The 20,942-nt window shown below is 61.5% G+C and carries 19 protein-coding genes; 13 read left to right on the top strand and 6 right to left on the bottom strand.

Features of this window, described 5'->3' with window-relative positions; genetic code table 11:
* Positions 1 to 65: 65 nt before the first annotated feature.
* The 3 genes from nrdR to torS all read right to left on the bottom strand — a co-directional run bounded on the left by nrdR (position 66) and on the right by torS (position 4,915).
* Positions 66 to 515 carry a transcriptional regulator NrdR gene (gene nrdR / locus BN1125_RS10240; protein ID WP_042012186.1) on the bottom strand — a complete coding sequence of 150 codons (450 nt, stop codon included), beginning with the start codon at positions 513 to 515 and terminating at the stop codon, positions 66 to 68.
* 150 nt (positions 516 to 665) lie between these two features.
* Positions 666 to 1,919, bottom strand: coding sequence for a serine hydroxymethyltransferase (gene glyA, locus BN1125_RS10245; RefSeq protein WP_042012187.1), 1,254 nt, complete (start codon positions 1,917 to 1,919; stop codon positions 666 to 668).
* A gap of 164 nt (positions 1,920 to 2,083) precedes the next feature.
* Complete coding sequence (gene torS, locus BN1125_RS10250) at positions 2,084 to 4,915, bottom strand: TMAO reductase system sensor histidine kinase/response regulator TorS (protein WP_042012237.1); 2,832 nt, start codon at positions 4,913 to 4,915, stop codon at positions 2,084 to 2,086.
* Positions 4,916 to 4,985: 70 nt separating this feature from the next.
* On the opposite strand from torS, the gene torT reads away from it, so the two are divergent.
* Positions 4,986 to 6,032: a TMAO reductase system periplasmic protein TorT gene (gene torT / locus BN1125_RS10255; protein ID WP_042012189.1), complete on the top strand. Its 1,047-nt coding sequence runs from the start codon at positions 4,986 to 4,988 to the stop codon at positions 6,030 to 6,032.
* Positions 6,033 to 6,069: 37 nt separating this feature from the next.
* Positions 6,070 to 6,474 (top strand): GFA family protein, encoded by a 405-nt coding sequence (locus BN1125_RS10260; RefSeq protein ID WP_042012191.1) that lies wholly within the window; start codon positions 6,070 to 6,072, stop codon positions 6,472 to 6,474.
* Positions 6,475 to 6,510: 36 nt separating this feature from the next.
* On the opposite strand, the gene torR is transcribed toward BN1125_RS10260, so the two are convergent.
* A complete protein-coding gene (torR, locus tag BN1125_RS10265; protein WP_042012192.1) occupies positions 6,511 to 7,224 on the bottom strand; it encodes a two-component system response regulator TorR in 714 nt (237 codons plus the stop codon).
* Between the two features lie 145 nt (positions 7,225 to 7,369).
* On the opposite strand from torR, the gene torC reads away from it, so the two are divergent.
* The 4 genes from torC (at position 7,370) to BN1125_RS10285 (ending at position 12,213) form a co-directional block, all read left to right on the top strand.
* On the top strand, positions 7,370 to 8,536 hold the full coding sequence (torC, locus tag BN1125_RS10270; RefSeq protein WP_084202298.1) for a pentaheme c-type cytochrome TorC: 1,167 nt from the start codon (positions 7,370 to 7,372) through the stop codon (positions 8,534 to 8,536).
* Between the two features lie 40 nt (positions 8,537 to 8,576).
* Entirely contained in the window at positions 8,577 to 11,069 is a 2,493-nt protein-coding gene (torA, locus tag BN1125_RS10275; protein ID WP_042012194.1) for a trimethylamine-N-oxide reductase TorA, read from the top strand.
* Between the two features lie 99 nt (positions 11,070 to 11,168).
* Positions 11,169 to 11,837 (top strand): molecular chaperone TorD, encoded by a 669-nt coding sequence (gene torD / locus BN1125_RS10280; protein ID WP_042012196.1) that lies wholly within the window; start codon positions 11,169 to 11,171, stop codon positions 11,835 to 11,837.
* A gap of 7 nt (positions 11,838 to 11,844) precedes the next feature.
* Complete coding sequence (locus tag BN1125_RS10285) at positions 11,845 to 12,213, top strand: hypothetical protein (protein ID WP_042012198.1); 369 nt, start codon at positions 11,845 to 11,847, stop codon at positions 12,211 to 12,213.
* A 4-nt stretch (positions 12,214 to 12,217) separates the two neighbouring features.
* Here the strand turns inward: BN1125_RS10285 and BN1125_RS10290 are convergent, their stop codons facing one another.
* Both BN1125_RS10290 and BN1125_RS10295 read right to left on the bottom strand, forming a co-directional pair.
* The gene (locus BN1125_RS10290) at positions 12,218 to 12,487 is read right to left on the bottom strand and encodes a hypothetical protein (RefSeq protein ID WP_042012200.1); all 270 of its coding nucleotides are present in this window, start codon (positions 12,485 to 12,487) and stop codon (positions 12,218 to 12,220) included.
* 146 nt (positions 12,488 to 12,633) lie between these two features.
* Positions 12,634 to 12,915, bottom strand: coding sequence for a hypothetical protein (locus BN1125_RS10295; protein WP_244268492.1), 282 nt, complete (start codon positions 12,913 to 12,915; stop codon positions 12,634 to 12,636).
* Positions 12,916 to 13,083: 168 nt separating this feature from the next.
* Between BN1125_RS10295 and acs the strand changes: the two genes are divergently transcribed.
* The 7 genes from acs to BN1125_RS10330 all read left to right on the top strand — a co-directional run bounded on the left by acs (position 13,084) and on the right by BN1125_RS10330 (position 20,941).
* Complete coding sequence (gene acs, locus BN1125_RS10300; RefSeq protein WP_042012203.1) at positions 13,084 to 15,030, top strand: acetate--CoA ligase; 1,947 nt, start codon at positions 13,084 to 13,086, stop codon at positions 15,028 to 15,030.
* A 288-nt stretch (positions 15,031 to 15,318) separates the two neighbouring features.
* Complete coding sequence (gene aroQ / locus BN1125_RS10305) at positions 15,319 to 15,768, top strand: type II 3-dehydroquinate dehydratase (protein ID WP_005338907.1); 450 nt, start codon at positions 15,319 to 15,321, stop codon at positions 15,766 to 15,768.
* A gap of 36 nt (positions 15,769 to 15,804) precedes the next feature.
* Positions 15,805 to 16,263, top strand: coding sequence for an acetyl-CoA carboxylase biotin carboxyl carrier protein (gene accB, locus BN1125_RS10310; RefSeq protein WP_042012206.1), 459 nt, complete (start codon positions 15,805 to 15,807; stop codon positions 16,261 to 16,263).
* A gap of 15 nt (positions 16,264 to 16,278) precedes the next feature.
* Entirely contained in the window at positions 16,279 to 17,619 is a 1,341-nt protein-coding gene (gene accC, locus BN1125_RS10315; protein WP_005338910.1) for an acetyl-CoA carboxylase biotin carboxylase subunit, read from the top strand.
* 94 nt (positions 17,620 to 17,713) lie between these two features.
* The gene (locus tag BN1125_RS10320) at positions 17,714 to 17,977 is read left to right on the top strand and encodes a YhdT family protein (protein ID WP_042012208.1); all 264 of its coding nucleotides are present in this window, start codon (positions 17,714 to 17,716) and stop codon (positions 17,975 to 17,977) included.
* A complete protein-coding gene (gene panF, locus BN1125_RS10325; RefSeq protein ID WP_042012210.1) occupies positions 17,967 to 19,424 on the top strand; it encodes a sodium/pantothenate symporter in 1,458 nt (485 codons plus the stop codon). The genes BN1125_RS10320 and panF overlap by 11 nt, the downstream gene beginning before the upstream one ends.
* A gap of 89 nt (positions 19,425 to 19,513) precedes the next feature.
* Positions 19,514 to 20,941 (top strand): PTS transporter subunit EIIC, encoded by a 1,428-nt coding sequence (locus BN1125_RS10330; protein ID WP_042012211.1) that lies wholly within the window; start codon positions 19,514 to 19,516, stop codon positions 20,939 to 20,941.
* Position 20,942: the final 1 nt, after the last annotated feature.

The raw sequence follows: 20,942 nt of genomic DNA on the forward strand, positions 1-20,942 counted from the left end.
CAGGTAACTGGCTGCGTTACCGCATCCGATGACGCTTCTCTAATCGAGCCTGCTTCAGGGACGATTCATTTTTCCAGCTTGGCGATCTCTTCACCAAATTCGCGGATATCTTCGAAGCTGCGATAGACGGAGGCAAAACGGATATAGGCCACCTTGTCCAGGCTCTTGAGCTCATCCATCACCAGATTGCCCACCAGCTCGGAGGTGACTTCGCGCTCGCCGGTGGCACGCAGGCGGGATTTGATATGGTTGACCGCCTTTTCGATGGCCTCCATGCTCACCGGTCGCTTCTCCAGCGCTCGCAGAATACCGGCACGCAGCTTGTCTTCATTGAACGGCTCGCGGGAACCGTTGGACTTGATGACGCGGGGCATCACCAGCTCAGCCATCTCGAAGGTGGTAAAACGCTCGTGACAGAGCAGGCACTCACGACGGCGGCGCACCTGATGGCCTTCGGCCACCAGACGGGAATCGATCACCTTGGTATCAACGGCACTACAGAATGGGCAATGCATCGGACCTCCGGCGTTAATGAAACAGGGACTGACCCTCCGGGCCAGGATCTAGGTCGGCCAGTGTAACACGGCCATACAAAACCGGTAAAAGCCAGAAAAAACAATGCCACCCATAGGTGGCATTGGTCTCAAACAGGACGTCCTGGCTTATCAGCCATAGACCGGGAAACGACGGCAGATATCCAGCACCTTCTCGCGAACTGTGGCCAGCACGGCATCGTTGTCGTGGTTGTCCAGCACGTCGCAGATCCAGTGGGTCAGCTCGATGGACTCGGCTTCCTTGAAACCACGGCGGGTGATGGCCGGGGTACCGATCCGCACACCGGAGGTGACGAACGGAGAGCGCGGGTCGTTGGGCACGGAGTTCTTGTTGACGGTGATGTTGGCCTTGCCCAGTGCGGCATCGGCATCCTTACCGGTCAGTTCGCGGCCGATCAGGTCAACCAGCATGAGGTGGTTGTCGGTCCCGCCGGAGACGATCTTGTAGCCGCGCGCCATGAAGGTAGCTGCCATGGCCTTGGCGTTTTTGACAACTTGGGCCTGATAGGTCTTGAACTCGGGTTCCAGCGCCTCTTTGAAGGCAACGGCCTTGCCAGCGATGACGTGCATCAGCGGGCCACCCTGACCACCCGGGAAGACGGCAGAGTTGAGCTTCTTGTACAGATCTTCGTCGTCAGCGGCGGAGAGAATCACACCACCGCGCGGACCAGCCAGGGTCTTGTGGGTGGTGGAGGTGACCACGTGAGCGTGGGGGACCGGGTTGGGGTAGACGCCAGCGGCAATCAGACCGGCTACGTGGGCCATGTCGACGAACAACCAGGCACCCACCTTGTCAGCGATGTCGCGCATGCGGGCCCAGTCAACGATACCGGAGTAGGCGGAGAAGCCACCGATCATCATCTTCGGCTTGTGCTCAATGGCCAGACGTTCCATCTCGTCGTAGTCAATCTTGCCGGACTCGTCGATGCCGTAGGGAATGATGTTGTAGAGCTTGCCGGAGAAGTTGACCGGAGAGCCGTGAGTCAGGTGACCACCGTGGGCCAGGTTCATGCCCAGCACGGTGTCGCCCGGCTGCAGCAGCGCCATGTAGACGGCGCTGTTGGCCTGGGAGCCGGAGTGCGGCTGCACGTTGGCGTAGGTGGCACCGAACAGCTCTTTGGCGCGCTCGATAGCCAGGGTTTCGACCACATCCACATACTCGCAACCACCGTAGTAACGCTTGGCGGGGTAGCCTTCGGCGTACTTGTTGGTCAGCTGGGAGCCCTGGGCTTCCATGACACGGGGGCTGGTGTAGTTCTCAGACGCAATCAGCTCGATATGCTCTTCCTGACGACGGGTCTCGTCTGTGATGGCCTGCCACAATTGCGGATCATAATGGGCGATGGTCATGTCACGTTTCAACATCCGTTTATCTCCTGAAAATCGTTTGCGCGTTAGGTGAAGTGGGCGTGGGCATTGTAACGTGAGCTGGATCAAAGAGACAGTCCAACCACCCAAAAAAATGTTGAATTTATGTTGTAAAAAACGAGCGCGATCACGTCTTCGGATCTGCAGGCCTCCCTCCTCGATCAGGATGCCGGGGGAACATGATGCGACAGCCAGGCTTCCAGCGCCTGCCGGGCCGCCTCGAAACGCCCCCTCAATGAGCCTGGCTCCCCCTCTCCTGCCTCCAGCGCGGCGCAGTCATCGGCAAATTTCCCGAGCCCCAAGGCCAGGGCACTCCCCTTAAGCTTATGGGCCAGAGATCGCCTCTGATCTTCATCATCGCTTTGCTCCAGTCTGGCGACCAGATCGCCCCCCTGGCTGGCGAACAACTCGACCAGCAGGCGGATGCGCGGCGCGCCCAGCAGGTGCAGATCGGCTTCCAGCACCGGATTGGCGATCTGCTTCGACTCAACCGGGACGAGCGGCAAAACTGGCGCAACGGGCAGTGGTGCGGCAGGCTCGCCCTCTTCCTGAAACTGGCGTTCGATGGCGCTGGCCAGCACCGCCAGCCGCACCGGCTTGCCAACAAAATCGACAAACCCGGCGGCAAGGCAGTGGCGGATATCCTCCGGATACATCTGGGCCGAGATGGCGATGGCGGGCAGCGGCCGCTCATGCATCTCCTCGCTGATGGCGGCCAGATCCTCGCGCAGGGTCATGCCGTCCATATCGGGCAGATTGATATCGAGCAGCGCCAGCTCGAAGGGGCGCTCGGTTACTCGCGCCAGCGCGCTTCGACCATCTTCGGCCAGGGTGACGCGATGGCCGAGGCGGGTCAGCATGCCGTGCGCCACCAACCGGTTGATCTCGTTATCCTCCACCAGCAGGATGTCGCGGGACTGGCCAAGGTGCAGCGGCTGCGCCTCGGCGGGCAGTTGGGCGCTCGAGCGCTGCAAGGGCAAGCTGAAGCTGAATTCACACCCCTTGCCCGGCTCGCTGACAAGGATCAGCTCGCCCCCCATGGCGGCCACCAGCTTGCGGCTGATCGCCAAACCCAGCCCGGTGCCGCCCTGATGGCCTATATCGCGCTTGCGCTGGCGAAACGCCTCGAACACCGCCTCCTGCTCATCGGCCGGAATGCCGGGGCCGGTATCGCGCACCACGAAGCGGATGCAGGGCTCGGCGCAAGGGCCTTGGCAGACAAGGGGCGCCACCGTCAGGGTAATCTGGCCACGGGCGGTAAACTTGACCGCATTGCCGAGCAAATTAGCGAGCACCTGCCGCAGCTTGCCCAGATCCCCCTCGACCACAGGCGCCAGCCCGGACGCATATTCCAGCGCCAGGGTGACCCCCTTGGCCGCTGCCTTTGGCCGGAACAGCGCACTGAGCTCATCCACCAGCTGGAACAGGGGGAAAGGTTCGCGGCGTGCTTCCACATGGCCCGCCTCGATCTTGGAGTAGTCGAGAATGTCGTTGAGGATCTCCAGCAGGGATTCGCCGCTGTGCTCGATGGCGGCCAGATAACGCTGCTGGGTATCGCTCAGGTGGGTATCTTCCAGCAGCGTCAGGCCCCCGAGAATGCCGTTCATGGGGGTACGGATCTCGTGGCTCATGGTGGCGAGAAACACCGACTTGGCGCGGTTGGCCTGTTCGGCCTCGGCGCGGGCCTGCCGCTGCTTCTCCACCTCCTCATTGAGCCGCTCGTTGGCGTGGCTGAGCTGGCCAGTGCGCTCCTCGACCCGCGACTCCAGCTCGCGCTGATAACGGCCCAGTTCCACCGCATTGTCACGAAACACCTGCAGGGCCCGGCCCAGCTCCGCCAGCTCATCGCGGCCCGCCCCGGCGATCGGCTCAAGGGGGGCCAGATCCCCGCGCGCCAACCGGCTCATCCCCGCCACCGCCCGTTGCAGCGGCCAGACGATCCGGCCGTAGACCATGCGCCACATCAACAGCATCAGCAGTAGCAGGGTGAGCAGGCCAATGCCCATCAACGCCTGCTCCAGCAGCCTGAGTCGCTGACTTAGCGCCTGTTGGCTCTGCCCCAGCGAATCGCGGGCGCGGCTGACCAGCTCACCGACCTGCTGGTTAAGACTGCTCATCAGGGCCTCATTGGCATTGGCCAGCACCCGCAGCGCCTCCCCCTTGCCGAGCCAGTCGCTGCGCAGTTGCACCAGCTTGTCACTCTGCGCCAGCACGGTCAGCGCCAGCTCCACCGCCTGCCGGCGGGCCGGATCGGTCACCGCCCCGGCCCGCAGTTGCAAGATGGCCAGCTCCCGCTGCCCCTCTTGCAATAGCGTTTGCAATTGTTCCTGTCGTTCGCTGCGCCACATCTCTTCGATGCGCTGCTGCTGCATCAGGGTGCGATGACGCAGCTCGGTCATCTGCTCCAGCCAGTCGAGATCCTGCTCCAGCAGGCGATCCAGCGTCCGGGCTGCCTGCGCACCTTGCTGTTGGTAGAGGGAACCTAATCCCGCCACCATCACGGTTTCGGCGTTCTCCATCTGGCTGCGCGCCAGCTCGGCGATCTGCCCGGCCGCCGCCACCAGACGGGCACGCTGCGCCTCACCCTGCGTCATCAGGGTCAGGCGCTCTCCCACCAGCCAGCCCTGCTGGCCCAGATTGCCGATAATGCTCTGACTGAGCTGATCGAGGCTTGTTGAACCCTGCCCACGGCCGAGTTGCGCCAGCACCTGCTGTAGCTGTTGCCCCTGCAGAGTGAGCAAGCGCCCCTGATGCTCCCGCTCCTGCTCACTGTTCGCAGTGGCCAGCAGCCGCGACGCGCTCTGGATCTCGCCGCTGAGGCCAGAGAGCGTGCGGGCCAGCTCCTGATCGGCCAGCGTCTGCTGCACCCCTTGCTCCAGCTGGCGCAGATGGCTAAGCCCCACCCAGCCCAGCAGGGAGGCACTCAGGGTCAGCAACGCCATCAGGGAGAAGGCCAGCAGCAACTTGCCACCCAGGCCGGAAAAGATTCTCACGGGAAGTCCTTTGGTTGTGGTCGGCTTTGACCGGATAATATGGCCCAACACTTTAACAAAACCCTTGGCCATGCGAAGCGTCTATCTCTCCCCGTTGTTGCTCATGTGGTTGCTCACGCTCCCTCGCGCCGCCCTCGCCTTTGCGGTCGATATCTGGCCCGGCGGCGAATTCAGCGGCCAATCGGTGCGCCAGCAGTGGCCGGAACCCGCCGCCGCAACCAAACCGCTGACCCTCTGTGCCCTCTACCCCCATCTGCGCGACGCCTACTGGCTTTCGGTCAATCAGGGCATGGTGGACGAGGCGAAGCGGCTGGGAGTCAAGTTGCAGATCCACGAAGCAGGGGGCTATGGCGCCCTCGCCGAGCAGCGCCAGCAGTTGCAGCGCTGCGTGCAGGAAGGGAGCGATGCCATCTTGCTCGGCGCGGTGAGCTATCAGGGCTTGCGCGAGGCCATCAAGGTCACGCCGCTGCCGCTCTTTGGGCTGGTCAACGATCTGCCCAGCGGTCTGGTGCAGGCGAAGGTGGGGGTCTCCTGGTACCAGATGGGCTGGCAGATTGGCCACTGGCTGGCGCAGCGCCACCCCGCCGGCAGCAAACCGGTCTCGGTCGCCCTCTTCCCCGGCCCGCAGGCAAGCGGCGGCAACAACTTCGTCGAGCCGGGCTTTGCCGACGCCATCAAGGGGAGCGCTATCAAGCTGGTCACCACCGAGCGCGGCGACAACAGCCGGGAAATCCAGCGCACACTGGTGCAGCAGACGCTGGCCCGCTATCCCGACCTCGACTATCTGGTGGGAGGCGCCATCGCCGCCGAAGTGGCCGTCAACGAACTGTCACAGCGCCATCTCGACAGGCCCCAGGTGCTGAGCACCTACTTCAGCCACGGGGTACAGCGGGGCCTGCGCCGGGGCAAGATCCTGGCCGCCAACAGCGATCAGATGCGGCTGCAGGGGCGCCTTGCGGTCGCTCAGGCGGTCTGCCTGCTGCAACACCCTGATGCCAATGCCGAACAGTGCCCGCGGGTGATGGGGCCACCCATTCTGACGCTGTCTGCACCGCTGGCCGACCCCGCCGATTCCCTCTCGGATGGCGCTTTTCGTCCCGTCTATCGGGTCGAATAGCCGTTCCAAATCCGATCAGCACACTCAAGGAGAAGAGATGAAAGAGTTACATGCCAGCTGCCTGTGCGGCGCCGTCGCCCTGACCCTGCCGGATCAGTTCGACTACATGGGTAACTGCCACTGCAGCGAATGCCGCAAGTTTTCAGGGGGAGATTACGCCTCGGTCGGCGGACTGGATGGCAACAAGGTCACCATAGTGAAGGGAGAAGAGGCCATCGGCCGCTACCGGAAATCGGCAGAGACCACCCTGGCCTTCTGTGGTCACTGCAGTTCCAGCCTGTTCAGCCAGAAGAGCAGCAGCGGCAAGATCAATCTGCGGTTGGGGGTACTGGACGACGTGCCGAGCCAGCGGCCCGCGTTTCACATCTTTGTCGGCTCCAAGGCGCCCTGGCACCAGATTGGCGACGACTGCCCGCAATTTGATACCCGCCCGCCGGTCTGATACCCGGTCAAACAGGCCAGGGCCACCGCAACGGGGTCAGGAGACTATCTCGCCGGCAAACAGATAGCCTTCACCATGGACGGTGACAAACAGCTGGGGGTCCCGGGGATCCGGCTCCATCTTGCCCCGTAGCCGCCGGATCAACACGTCTATGGTGCGATCGCTCGGGCCATCGCCGCGATGGCTGATAAGGGTCAGGATCCGCTCCCGACTGAGCACCCGCCCGGCATGGGCGACAAAGGCCACCAGCACTTCATATTCCGCCTTGGTCAAACGCACCGGCACCCCGTCCTTGCTGAGCTGGCGACGGGGAATGTCAAAACGCCAGGGGCCGAAGCGCACCGCATCGTCAGCGACCGCAGGCTCGCTCGGCGCGGCGGCCGCCAGCGAGATCCGCCACAGCAGATTCTTGACCCGCACCAGCAACTCCCGCAGCTCGAACGGCTTGGTGACATAGTCATCGGCCCCCATCTCGAGACCGACTATCCGGTCCACCGCATCGCTGCGGCCGGTGACCAGAATGATCCCCACCGTGCTGCGCGCCCGCAGTTCACGGGTCAGCAGCAGACCATCTTCCCCCGGCAGGTTGATATCCAGCATCACCAGATCGACCCTCTGTTCCGCCAGCACGGCGCGCATCTCCGGGCCGTTTTCGACCGCCGTCACCCGATAGCCCTCCCGCTCGAAATAGCCGGTCAGCTTCTCGCGGGTAACCGCATCATCTTCAACAACCAGAATGTGGTAGCTCATGGGCAGGGTTCACGATGGTCGACAAGGGAGGATTATTCTATTCACATTTTGTCATAAATACCCCTATTTCATTAATTTGTGGCGGCAGCCCTGTTCACAACGCCTCCCTATCATGGCTCCCATCAAAAAAGTGATGTGAGAGAGCATGATGAAAAAACTGTGGCACTTCCTGCGCACCCCCAGCCGCCGCTGGTCGGTACTGGCGCTGCTTCTGGTGGGCGTCGGCGTCACCCTCGCGGGCACCGTCGGCCTGCACTACGGCTTTGAGAAAACCAGCAGCCTCGAATTCTGCATCTCCTGCCACTCCATGAAAGACACCGTCTATCCGGAGTACAAGGAGTCCATCCACTTCAAGAATGCCTCCGGGGTACAGGCGGTCTGTACCGACTGTCATCAGCCGAAGGATTTCGTCGGCAAGGTGGCCCGCAAGATGGAGGCGGCCAACGACCTCTATCAGGAGTACATAGGCCACAGCATCGACACCCAGGAGAAGTTCGAGGACCGGCGCCTGCATCTGGCCGAGAAGGTATGGGCGCGGATGAGCAGCCAGAACTCCAAGACCTGCAAGTCCTGCCACAGCTACGACAACATGGATCACGCCAAGCAGTCCCCGGCGGCGGCGCTGGCGATGAAAGATGCGGCGGCGAAGAACATGAACTGCATCGAGTGCCACAAGGGTATCGCCCACGAACTGCCCAACATGGCGGGCGGCTTCCGGGCCACTTACGCCACCCTGGTCAGCGACGCACAAGAGGCGCCAGCCACCGAGACCCTCTACAACCTGGGTGAAAAAGATCTCTATGCCAGCGAACAGAGTAGCGAGCCGGTCGGCAAACTGCTGCCAGCGTCTCGCATCGACGTCGTAGACCGCAGCGGCGATCGCCTCAAGGTGATCATCGAAGGGTGGCGCGAAAGCGATGGCAAGGGCCGGGTGCTGAGCGAATACATGGGCAAGCGGGTCTTCGTCGCTACCATCCGTGATGAACTGAAAGCGAGCGAGAAAGCGCTCAAGCAGGAGACCGACAGCGCCACCCATATCAAGTGGGAACAGGTTCAGGTGCAGGCCTGGGTCGATGGCAAGGGCTTTGAGTCCTCGCTGAAGCCAATCTGGGATTACGCCGGCGAGATGTACAAATCCACCTGCAACTCCTGCCACGGCGCGCCGGATCCCGCTCACTTCACTGCCAACGGCTGGATCTCGGGGCTCAAGGCGATGTCTGCCTACTATCGCCTGAGCAAGGAAGAGGAGCGCACCCTGCTCAAATACCTGCAAAACCATGCCGCCGATACCGGTGGTCAGGGCAGCCACTAATTCCGGATTCGAGTTCCGGATCCGAGAGAGGAATAACAAGATGATCAATATTTCCCGTCGTGGTTTTCTGGGTGGCTTGCTGGCCAGCGGTGCCTCTGCCCTGATCGGCCCCTCCCTGCTCGGTCGCGCCGTGATGGCCGCAGAGTCCGGCGACAAGCTGGTGCAGTCCGGCTCCCACTGGGGCGCCTTCCGTGCCCGGGTGGTCGATGGCCGCTGGGTCGAGACCCTGCCGTTCGAGCATGACAAGCACCCCACCGACATGCTCAAGGCCTTGAGTGAGGTGGTCTACAACCCCTCCCGCATCCGCTACCCCATGGTGCGGCTGGACTGGCTGCGCAAGGGCCACCAGTCCGACACCAGCGAGCGCGGCCAAAACCGCTTCGTGCGGGTCACCTGGTCCCAGGCGCTCGATTTTTTCTATCACGAGCTGGAGCGGGTGCAGAAGACCTATGGCCCGAGCGCCCTCTATGCCGGCCACTCCGGCTGGCAGTCGGTGGGCAAGCTGCACTCCGCTGGCGCCATGCTGGGGCGTGCCATGAACCTGCACGGCACCTATCTGGCCAAGGCCGGTGACTACTCCACCGGTGCCGCCCAGGTGATCCTGCCCCACGTGGCGGGCGCCATGGAGGTGTATGAACAGCAGACCTCCTGGCCGCTGGTGCTGGAACACAGCAAAACCATCGTTATCTGGGGCTCCGATCCCATCAAGAACCTGCAGGTGGGCTGGCTGGTGCCGGATCACAGCGTCTACGACTACTGGGCGCAGCTGAAAGAGAAGGTGGCCAAGGGCGAGATCCGGGTGATCAGTGTCGATCCGGTCAAATCCAAGACCCAGAAGTACCTCAATTGCGATCAGGTGACCCTGAATCCGCAGACCGACGTACCGCTGATGCTGGGCATCGCCCACACCCTCTACAGCGAGAAGCGCCACGATGAGGCGTTCCTGAAGAACTACACCACCGGCTTTGACAAGTTCCTGCCCTACCTGCTGGGCACCAGCGATGGTCAGGTGAAAGACGCCGAGTGGGCCGCCGCCATCTGTGGCGTACCAGCCGAGACCATCCGCGAGCTGGCCCGCGCCATGAGCAGCGGCCGCACCCAGCTCATCGGCGGCTGGTGTGTGCAGCGCATGCACCACGGCGAACAGTACGCCTGGATGCTGGTGGTTCTGGCCTCGATGATTGGCCAGATCGGCCTGCCGGGGGGCGGTTACGGCTTTGGCTGGCACTACAACGGGGCGGGCACCATCACCTCCAGCGGCCCCATCATGTCCGGTTTCAGCTCGGTCATTCCTGGGGTCAAGCCGCTCCATGACGGCGACTGGAAGGGCTACTCCAAATACATTCCGGTGGCCCGTTTCGTCGACTGCATCCTCAATCCGGGCAAGCAGATCGCCTTCAACGGCCAGACCATCACCTACCCCCACATGAAGATGGCGGTGTTCTGCGGCAACAACCCGTTCCACCACCAGCAGGATCGCAACAAGATGGTCGCGGCCTGGCGCAAGCTGGAAACCGTGGTCAGCATCGATCACCAGTGGACCGCCAGCTGCCGCTTCGCCGATATCGTGCTGCCCGCCACCACCACCTATGAGCGGGATGACATCGAGCAGTGGGGTTCCCACGCCAACGCCGGTATCCTGGCCATGCACAAGGTGGTTGAGCCGCTGTTCGAGGCACGCGATGACTACGACATCTTCGCCGATCTCTGCCGCCGCTTCGACCGCGAGGCGGAGTTCACCGGTGGCAAGAGCAAGCTGGAGTGGATCCAGAGCATCTATGACGACGCCCGCCTGCAAGGTCGCGGCATCGGCATTCGTCTGCCCCGGTTCAGCCAGTTCTGGCACGGGGAAGGCTTCGTCACCTTCCCGGCGGGCCAACCCTGGGTGCGTCACGAGTCGTTCCGTCAGGAGCCGGATCTGGAACCCCTCGGTACCCCGTCCGGCCTTATCGAGATCTACTCCAAGACCATCGCCGACTACGGCTATGCCGATTGCCCGGGCCATCCGGTCTGGATCGAGCCCTACGAGCGCTCCCACGGCGGGCCGGGCAGCAAACAGTACCCGCTGCACCTGCAATCCTGCCACCCGGACAAGCGGCTGCACAGCCAGCTCTGCTCCTCCGACAACTACCGCGCCACTTACACGGTACAGGGTCGCGAGCCTGTCTATATGAATCCGCAGGATGCCAAATCCCGCGGCCTCAAGGACGGCGATCTGCTGCGGGTCTTCAACGGTCGCGGTCAGGTGCTGGCCGGTCTGGTGGTGAGTGATGACTACGCCCCGGGCGTGGTGCGCATTCAGGAAGGTGCCTGGTATGGCCCGCAGGAGGGCGGCAAGGTGGGGACGCTCTGTACCTACGGCGATCCCAACGTGCTGACCGCCGACATCGGCTCCTCCAGCCTGGCGCAGGCCACCACGGCTCATACCGCGCTGGTGGAGATCGAGAAGTTCCGCGGACAGGCGCCCGCCGTCACTGCCTTCGGCGCGCCGGAATCGGCAAAGGGCATCGACCCCATGTTCCCGGCACTCTGACCCCAAGGGGACGAAAGCGCCCCCTTGAGTTTCCTTTATTTTTAAAGTCGTTAGAATCGGGAGCCATCAAGGCTCCCGATTGTTATCCACGGAGGAAAAATGCAGGAATTTATGGCTACCAGCGAACGCCGCGCTGAGCTCTACTGGTGGTTCTCCACCCTGTTCGCCGCCGAACTCAGTGATGAGCAAATTGCCGAATACGACACCTATGATGTACGAAGCTTCCTGAAAAGCCTCTCGACCCTCGACCCGATGCGCGAGGCAGTGGCGGAACTCAACGACGCCATCGCTCGCCTGCTGGTGCGCCCGGATCGCCCGCTGGAGCTGGCCGCCGACTTCGCCGGTCTGTTTCTGGTTGATCCCAAGCAGGGTGCCCTGCCCTACGAATCACTCTACCGCGGCGATGCCAAGTTGCTGATGCAGGCCCCGATGGCCGAGATGCAGGCACGCCTCGATCGCCTCGGCATCAATGTCAGCGATAAATACAAAGAGCCTGCGGATCATCTGGCCATCGAGCTGGATCTGATGGGCAATCTCATCATCCGCGCGGCGGAAGCAAAGAGCGCGGCCGAGCGGGAACGCTGGCTCGACGAGCAAGAAGCACTGCTGCACGGTCATCTGCTGGGCTGGTTCGACAAGTTCGAAAGCGCCTGTCGCGCCGCAGACAAGTTTGGCTTCTATGGCGCCAGTGCCCGTCTGTTGGGGGTCTTCCTCAAGATGGATGCCAACTACCTCTCTCTGGTCAAACCGGCACCGTCCGCCGACTGAGGCCGCGATGAAGACAGCCCTGCTTCTGATTGCATGCTGGCTGCTGGCCCTGATCCCGCTGGATCAGGGCATGACTCCCCTCGTCACCCTGCTGTTCCACCCGGATCGCGAGCTCTACGGCACTGCCCAGCTCACCGGCTTTGCCGGCATCCTGCTCACCCTCTACCTTGCCAATCTCGGCGTCGAGGTGGTGTTGCGCCGCCGCTTCCAGATCGCCGGCATGCTGGCGCTGCTGGCCGCCTGGATCGACTTCATCAACAGCAGCGGCAACGAGTCGCACTTCCTGTTGCTCTACCTGCTGGCCCTGCCATTCCATCTGCTCGGCTGGCTGGTCTTGGTGCGTGGAATCCAGGCCTTTGGCCGCGAGAAGGGGTGACGGCCTACTGGTCGCCGATTTCCAACTGCCAGCTGTCATCCCGTTCGTTGAGATAGCGGATCAGTGGAGAATCGCCCTGATAGCGGGGAGTTTTCTTGAACTGGAGCGGGAACGGCTCATCGATCAGCGACCTGTTCAATGAATCGGCTACCTGTTCACGCACCGATGGCGCCAGCTCGGAGCCCTGCTCCACATAACCCGGAACGGCAAAATCCGATTCGAACGCGGGGGTCTCAAACTGCCAGGCCGCGGCCAGCAACATCAATCCAATCATCAAATAAACGCCTCTTCATCGTCTCTCATACGCCTTGTTTTCCATATTTTTGCCGCATCTTATGCTCGAGGAAAGAGCAAGGTCGCTATTGATGCACGTTCAGTGGTAACGGGCCCAGGCAAGTGGCCAGATACCGGTCTACCCGACTATTTGCCAAACGTCAGGGTTGGTGAGCCACCTTTATCACGGCCATTGAGCATTCGACCAAGGGGAGAATCGCCCGGATAGCGGCTACCCGGTTCGCCGAGAGAGAGTCTGGCTGTCGATTTTTCTGCCTGCCATGCATGACCAAGCAGATCGGCCACCCGCTCCCACAGCGCAGGTGAGGCCTCTTGATGGGTGATCTCGAACTCTTTCAGAGGTTCGCCAGCGGGCACTGGCACATCAAACTGCCAGAGGGATGCACAGAGCAACAGAGAAAACATCATGACCTCCAATTAATCGACACGGCCCCCCTTTTACTCAACCACCAATTAATTGTCACTCTTTGCCCTGTAACCAACTGTTGCTGTCTATCCAAAAGTCTAATTGCCCCCCGCCACCAAAGGTATAAGTTGTTAACAGACCATTAAAAGATCTATTCAAAGGAGTGACAGATGAGCGAGAGCAAGGTCTACCCGGTCAAACCCCACATCAGCAGCAATGCCCTGCTCGACAAGGGCGACTATGCCGCCATGTATCAGGCCTCTATCGAGGAGCCCGAGACCTTCTGGGGTGAACAGGGGAAAATCCTTGACTGGATCAAGCCCTATAGCAAGGTCAAGAACACCTCCTACGATCCGGGCCATGTATCCATCAAATGGTTTGAAGATGGCCAGCTCAACGTCTCGGCCAACTGTCTCGATCGCCATCTCGCCGAACGGGGTGACAAGGTCGCCATCATCTGGGAAGGGGACAACCCTGCCGAAGATCGCAAACTCACCTACCGCGAATTGCACAGCGAAGTGTGCAAGTTTGCCAACGTCTTGAAAGCCCAAGGGGTTCACCGCGGCGACGTGGTCTGCCTCTATATGCCGATGGTGCCGGAAGCTGCCATCGCCATGCTGGCCTGTACCCGCATCGGCGCGGTACACAGCATCGTATTCGGCGGCTTCTCGCCGGAAGCGCTGGCCGGCCGCATCATCGACTCCGGCTCCCGTATCGTCATCACAGCCGACGAAGGACTGCGCGGTGGCCGTCCGGTACCGCTCAAGAAAAATGTGGATGAAGCGCTTACCAACCCGGATACCCAGGTCAACAAGGTGATCGTGCTCAAGCGCACCGGCGGCAATGTCGCCTGGCACAACCACCGCGACATCTGGTGGCATGAAGCGACCGCTACCGTCAGCAGCGACTGCCCGCCCGAGGCGATGAACGCCGAAGATCCGCTCTTTATCCTCTATACCTCCGGCTCCACCGGCAAACCCAAAGGGGTGCTGCACACCACCGGCGGCTATCTGGTCTATGCCACCCTCACCTTCAAATATGTGTTCGACTACCACGAAGAGGATATCTACTGGTGTACCGCCGACGTGGGCTGGGTCACCGGCCACTCCTATCTGGTCTACGGACCGCTCGCCAACGGCGCCACCACCATCATGTTCGAAGGGGTGCCCAACTACCCGGCCAGCAACCGCATGAGTCAGGTGGTGGACAAGCATCAGGTCACCATCCTCTACACAGCCCCCACCGCTATCCGTGCCCTGATGGCCAAGGGCAACGAGGCGGTAGCCGGCACCTCCCGTTCGAGCCTGCGCATCATGGGATCCGTGGGTGAACCCATCAACCCGGAAGCCTGGGAGTGGTACTACCGCACCATTGGCGACGAGCGCTGCCCCATCGTCGACACCTGGTGGCAGACCGAGACAGGCGGTATCCTGATCAGCCCGCTGCCCGGCGTCACCGACCTGAAACCGGGCTCTGCCACCAAACCCTTCTTCGGGGTACAACCGGCGCTGGTGGACAACATGGGCGAGCCACTTGAGGGGGCCACCGAGGGCAACCTGGTGATCACCGACTCCTGGCCGGGCCAGATGCGCACCGTATTTGGCGATCACGAGCGCTTCGAGCAGACCTACTTTTCCACCTTCCCCGGCCGCTACTTCACTGGCGACGGAGCCCGTCGCGATGCCGATGGCTACTACTGGATCACCGGCCGGGTGGATGATGTACTGAACGTCTCCGGCCACCGCATGGGCACCGCCGAAATCGAATCGGCGCTGGTTGCCCATCCCAAGATCGCTGAAGCGGCGGTGGTGGGGGTTCCTCACGAGATCAAGGGTCAGGGTATCTATGCCTATGTCACCCTGATCGCCGGCGAGGAGCCGAGCCGCGAGCTGCACAAAGAGGTGAAGGAGTGGGTGCGCAAGGAGATTGGCGCCATCGCCACGCCGGATGTTATTCACTGGGCGGAGGGGCTACCGAAGACCCGTTCCGGCAAGATCATGCGCCGCATCTTGCGCAAGATCGCCACCGGCGAGACCGACAGCCTGGGGGATATCTCCACCCTGGCGGATCCTGGCGTGGTGGACAAGCTGATCCGCGAGAAGTCGGAAGCAGCCTGATCCCGCTTCATTTGTTACTCGACAAAGCCGGCCCCGCGCCGGCTTTGTTGTTTCTCATCCACCCGCCAAGAGCAAAGCGGTTGCAGAGACCCCCAACAGGCCAGATTGTTCAACAAACAGCCAGATGTAGAGATTAGACCAGTAAAATGCTGCTAATTTTCACGAAATCAATATAATTGCGAAATCTGTGTGCCAGGGCACACCGATTTGCGCAGAAAATGGCTAGATTTCAGGTAGTCCACAAGATAGCTGATAGATAGCAGCATTATCATCGAGGATGTACTCAATATGTCGCAAAATCACCGAATTCTCCTGCTCAACGGACCAAACCTGAATCTGCTGGGCAAACGGGAACCGGGTATCTACGGCAGCAAGACGCTTGATGAGATCGTCGCCGATCTGAAGCTTAACGCCAGCGAACTCGGTGTCACTCTGGAACATCTGCAATCCAACGCCGAACATGAGTTGGTCGGCCGCATCCATCAGGCCATGGGCCAGGTGGATTTTATCATCATCAATCCAGCCGCCTTCACCCACACCAGCGTCGCCATTCGCGATGCGCTGCTGGGCGTTGCCATCCCTTTTATCGAGGTTCACTTGTCAAACGTCCATGCCAGGGAGCCGTTCCGTCATCACTCCTATCTGTCTGATGTCGCAAAAGGGGTCATTTGTGGTCTGGGGGCCGATGGCTACCAATTCGCTTTAACCGCGGCCGTGCACCATCTGCGCGCGGCTTGATAATCAATGATCAGATAAAGAAGAAAGAGAATGCTAATGGATATCCGCAAAATCAAGAAGCTGATTGAACTGGTTGAAGAGTCCGGCATCGCCGAACTGGAGATCTCCGAAGGTGAAGAGTCCGTTCGCATCAGCCGCAACTTCTCCGGTCAGGTCACTGCCGCCCCGCAGATGATGATGCAGCAAGCCGCTCCGGTTGCCGCACCTGCCGCTGCCGCCCCGGTTGCCGCTGCGCCGGCCGCCGCCGATGCCACCCCGAGCGGTCACCTGATGCGCTCCCCCATGGTTGGCTCCTTCTACCGCTCCTCCAGCCCGGATGCCAAGCCGTTCGCGGAAGTGGGTCAGCACGTCAATGTCGGCGACACCCTGTGCATCGTCGAAGCCATGAAAATGATGAACCAAATCGAGTCTGACAAGGCCGGTGTGATCAAAGCGATCCTGGTTGAAAATGGTCAGGCCGTCGAATTTGACGAGCCGCTGTTCATCATCGAATAAGGGAAATCGCCACCCATGTTGGACAAAGTAGTCATCGCCAACCGCGGTGAAATTGCCCTGCGGATCCTGCGCGCCTGTAAAGAGCTCGGGATCAAGACAGTGGCCGTTCACTCCACCGCCGACCGGGAGCTCAAACATGTGCTGCTGGCCGACGAATCCATCTGTATCGGCAGACCGGCCAGTACTGAATCCTACCTCAACGTCCCGGCAATCATCGCCGCCGCCGAGGTAACCGGTGCCGTGGCCATCCACCCGGGTTACGGCTTCCTCTCCGAGAACGCCGATTTCGCCGAAGTGGTCGAAAAATCCGGCTTCATCTTCATCGGTCCACGCGCCGAGACCATTCGCCTGATGGGTGACAAGGTCTCCGCCATCGAAGCGATGAAGAAAGCGGGCGTACCGTGTGTACCGGGCTCTGACGGCCCCGTCGACAACGATGCCAAGCACAACGCCGCCATTGCCAAGCGCATCGGCTATCCGGTGATCATCAAGGCCGCTGGTGGCGGTGGTGGTCGCGGCATGCGCGTGGTGCGCAATGAAGCGGAACTGGCGGGCGCCATCGCCCTGACAAAATCCGAAGCAGGCCAGTTCTTCAAGAACGATATGGTCTACATGGAGAAGTACCTGGAGAACCCGCGCCACATCGAAATTCAGGTGTTGGCAGACGGCCAGGGCAACGCCCTCTATCTGGGCGAGCGTGACTGCTCCATGCAGCGTCGCCACCAGAAGGTGGTAGAAGAGGCACCGGCACCCGGCATCACCGCCGAAATGCGCAAGTTCATCGGCGAGCGCTGTGTGCGCGCCTGTATCGAGATCGGCTACCGCGGTGCGGGTACGTTCGAGTTCCTGTACGAGAACGGCGAGTTCTATTTCATCGAAATGAACACCCGTATCCAGGTGGAGCATCCGGTCACCGAGATGGTCACCGGTATCGATCTCATCAAGGAGCAGCTGCGCATCGCCGCCGGCCAGCCCCTGTCGATCACCCAGCAGGATATCCGCATCCGTGGCCATGCCATCGAGTGCCGGATCAACGCCGAAGATCCGGCCACCTTCATGCCCTCTCCGGGTCTGGTACAGCGCTTCCACGCGCCGGGTGGTCTGGGCGTGCGTTGGGACTCCCACATCTATGCCGGTTACAAGGTACCGCCCCACTATGATTCGATGATCGGCAAGCTGATCTGCTACGGCGAGAATCGTGACATTGCCATCGCCCGCATGCGTCATGCTCTGGACGAGCTGGTGGTGGAAGGGATCAAGACCAACGTGCCACTGCAAAAAGAGATCATGAAAGACGAAAACTTCCAGCACGGTGGCACCAATATCCACTATCTGCACAAGAAGCTGGGTCTGTAAGACTCGCGTCCGCAGATCTTCTGCTGAAAAAGGGCCATGGCGACATGGCCCTTTTTTGTTATCCTTGCGCCCCTCGAAATTGTCGGAGGCCAAGGTGAACCGTTTCGCTCTCGCCCGCCGGGAAGCAGTCTTCTGCCTGCTGCTGACCCTGCTCTACTTCTTTGCTTGGTATGGCGCCGCCTACTTTATTCCGTCGCAGCTTGAGCTGTGGGGGCTACCGCTCTGGTTCCTGCTCAGCTGCATGGTGATGCCACTGCTGTTCATTGTGCTGTGCGTGCTGATGGTCAACCGGCTGTTTATAGAGATCCCCCTCGATACCCATCCCCTTGCCAGCGAGGAGTCACCCCATGAATCTTGAGCTGATGCTGCCACTGTGCATCTATCTGGTGCTGGTACTGGGTGTGGGGTTTTGGGCTGGCCGCCATCGTGTCGAAGGCAACTTCGTGCAGGAGTACTTTATCGGCAACCGCAGCATGGGCGGCCTGGTGCTGGCGATGACCCTGGTGGCGACCTACACCTCGGCCTCCTCCTTTATCGGCGGGCCGGGCGCAGCCTACAAGATTGGTCTGGGCTGGGTGCTGCTGGCGATGATCCAGTTGCCCACCGTCTGGCTCACTCTGGGGGTGCTTGGCAAGAAATTTGCCATCATCGCCCGTCGGGTCAATGCGGTGACCATCAACGACATGCTGTGGGCCCGCTACCAAAGCCGGGCGGTGGTGATCCTCGGCTCCGTTACTATCATCCTCGCCTTTATCGCCACCATGGTGGTGCAGTTCATTGGCGGGGCCCGCCTGCTGGAGACAGCCACCGGCCTCTCCTACCAGCAGGGGCTGTTCCTGTTTGCCGGCTGCGTACTGCTCTACACCATCATCGGCGGCTTTCGCGCCGTGGTGATGACCGACGCCCTGCAAGGGATCATCATGCTGATCGGCACCGGCGCCTTGCTGACAGGGATCCTGATTGCCGGTGACGGCCTGCCGAACCTCATCCACCAGCTTCGGGAGATCGATCCCAAGTTGGTAAGCCCGCAAGGGGCTGGCGACATGCTGACCCAGCCCTTTATGCTGAGCTTCTGGATCCTGGTCTGTGTCGGGGTGGTGGGACTGCCCCACTCGGCGCTGCGCTGCTTTGGCTATCGCGACAGCAAGGCGCTTCATCGCGGCATTCTGATCGGCACCGTGGTCAGCGCCCTGCTGATGTTCGGCATGCACCTGGCCGGGGCCCTCGGCCGCGCCATCCTGCCCGGCATGGACAGTCCGGACAAGATTATGCCGTCACTGATGATGGAAGTGCTGCCCCCCTGGCTCGCCGGGGTCTTCCTGGCGGCGCCGATGGCGGCCATCATGTCCACCATCGACTCCCAGCTGATCCAGGCATCCGCAACCCTGGTGAAGGATCTCTACCTCAACTACCTCAGCCCCAAGCAGGAGAAGCTGGAAGTGCGCATTCCCCGCCTTTCCCTGCTCTGCACCCTGATCCTCGGCACCTTGGTGCTGCTGGCCGCGCTGCAACCGCCCGACATGATCATCTGGCTCAACCTGCTCGCCTTTGGCGGCTTGCAGGCGGTGTTCCTCTGGCCGCTGGTGCTCGGCCTCTACTGGTCGCGAGCCAACGGCCCGGGGGCATTGGCCAGCATGGTCAGCGGCATTGTCAGCTATGGGGTGCTGAGTCACTGGGGGATCAAGCTGGCCGGCCTGCACGCCATCGTGCCGAGCCTCACCCTGGCGCTGGTGATCTTTATCACGGTGAGCCTGCTGACCGCTCCGCCCTCGCGGGACGTGCGCGAGCTTTTCGAGCAGAAATAATAAAAAGATAAATGAGAGGTTCCAAAACTATCCCCAAATAGGTGTTTTCCGGTTAAACTGTGCGCCAAGTCACATAAAGTAGCCGCTGTATGCCCGTTAAAGCCACTCGACAAGTCGTCACTCAAGCCCTGCAGCGGCTCGGTTATGCCCTGCTGCTGCCCGTCTCCATCCTGCCAATGGCGGCCTTGATCTACCGGCTTGGGCAACCCGACGTGCTCGACTTGGCCGTGCTCTCCCTCACCGGCCAGGCGATTTTCAGCCAGATGCCGCTCATCTATGCGGTGGCGATCGCCTTCGGCCTGAGTCGGCAAGAGCTGGGCGGGCAAACGCTGGCGGGGGCGGTCAACTTCCTGCTGCTCAGCACCGCGTTCAATACCCTGGCCCCTAACCTGCATGCCGACATGATCTGTGGCCTGCTGGCGGGGCTGACCACTGCCATCGTCTACCCCTGGGTACACCAGCAGAAGCTGCCTCACCGGCTGCAGATCGCCAAGGGGGAGTTTCCCAGTCTGCTGATCTCGGCGCTGGCCTGCCTGCTGATCGCCATCCCTCTCTCGCTGCTCTGGCCGCCACTGGAGCGCGGGCTGACCCTGCTCACCTCGGAGCTGCTCACCACGCCGTTTGGCGCCTTCTGCTACGGCACCCTCAACCGCTTGTTGATCCCGCTCGGGCTGCATCAGGTGCTGGGCAGCGTGATCGGCCTTGGCGAGAGCAACCTGCAGGCGCTGGCTGCCGCCCAACCCCTTCATGAAGGGTATGTGGCCGGCCTCTACCCCATCATCATGTTCGGCCTGCCGGGCGCCTGTTTTGCCATCTGGCTGCACCGCCAGCGGATGCAGCGGCTGCCACAGGGCGGGCTGCTGCTCACCCTGGCGCTCACCTCGGCGTTGGTGGGCATCACCGAGCCCATCGAGTTTCTGTTCGCCTTCACCGCCCCCTGGCTGTTTCTCACCCACGCTCTGCTGACCGGGCTGTCGCTGGCGGTCTGTAGCGGGTTGGGGATCAAGGTGGGCAGTTACTTCTCGGCCGGGCTGCTGGACTTGGTGCTGAGCTATCAGACCGGCGAGTACAGCTTCTGGCTCATTCCGATCGGCATCCTGTTCTTCGTCGCCTACACCCTGCTGTTCTATCAGCTGCTGGAGCGCGCCCCCCTCAGCATGCCGAGCAAGCCCATCGCGGTGGAGCATCCACGCCTTGCCAGCGTTGCCCCCTCAGACCCGCAGATGCTGGCGATCCAGTATCTCAAGGTGTTGGGGGGCATGGACAACCTGCAAGCCATGAGCGTCTGCCTTACCCGTCTCAGCCTGCGGGTGCGCGACATTCGCCTGGTGGATGAAGCCAGCCTGCTGGGGCTGGGTTGCCTCTCCTGGATCCAGCTCAACGACCACCAGCTGGTGCTGGTGCTGGGCCCCAGTGCCAGCCTGATTGAAGGGCAGATCCGCATGCTGGCGGAGCGCCAGTCGGTCCCCCTCGGTCTCAAACCCAATCAGGAGTCGGCCAGCCAGAGCAGCTGGTAAC

The organism is Aeromonas fluvialis (assembly GCF_000819885.1).
In the GTDB taxonomy this organism is placed as follows: Bacteria; Pseudomonadota; Gammaproteobacteria; order Enterobacterales; family Aeromonadaceae; genus Aeromonas; species Aeromonas fluvialis.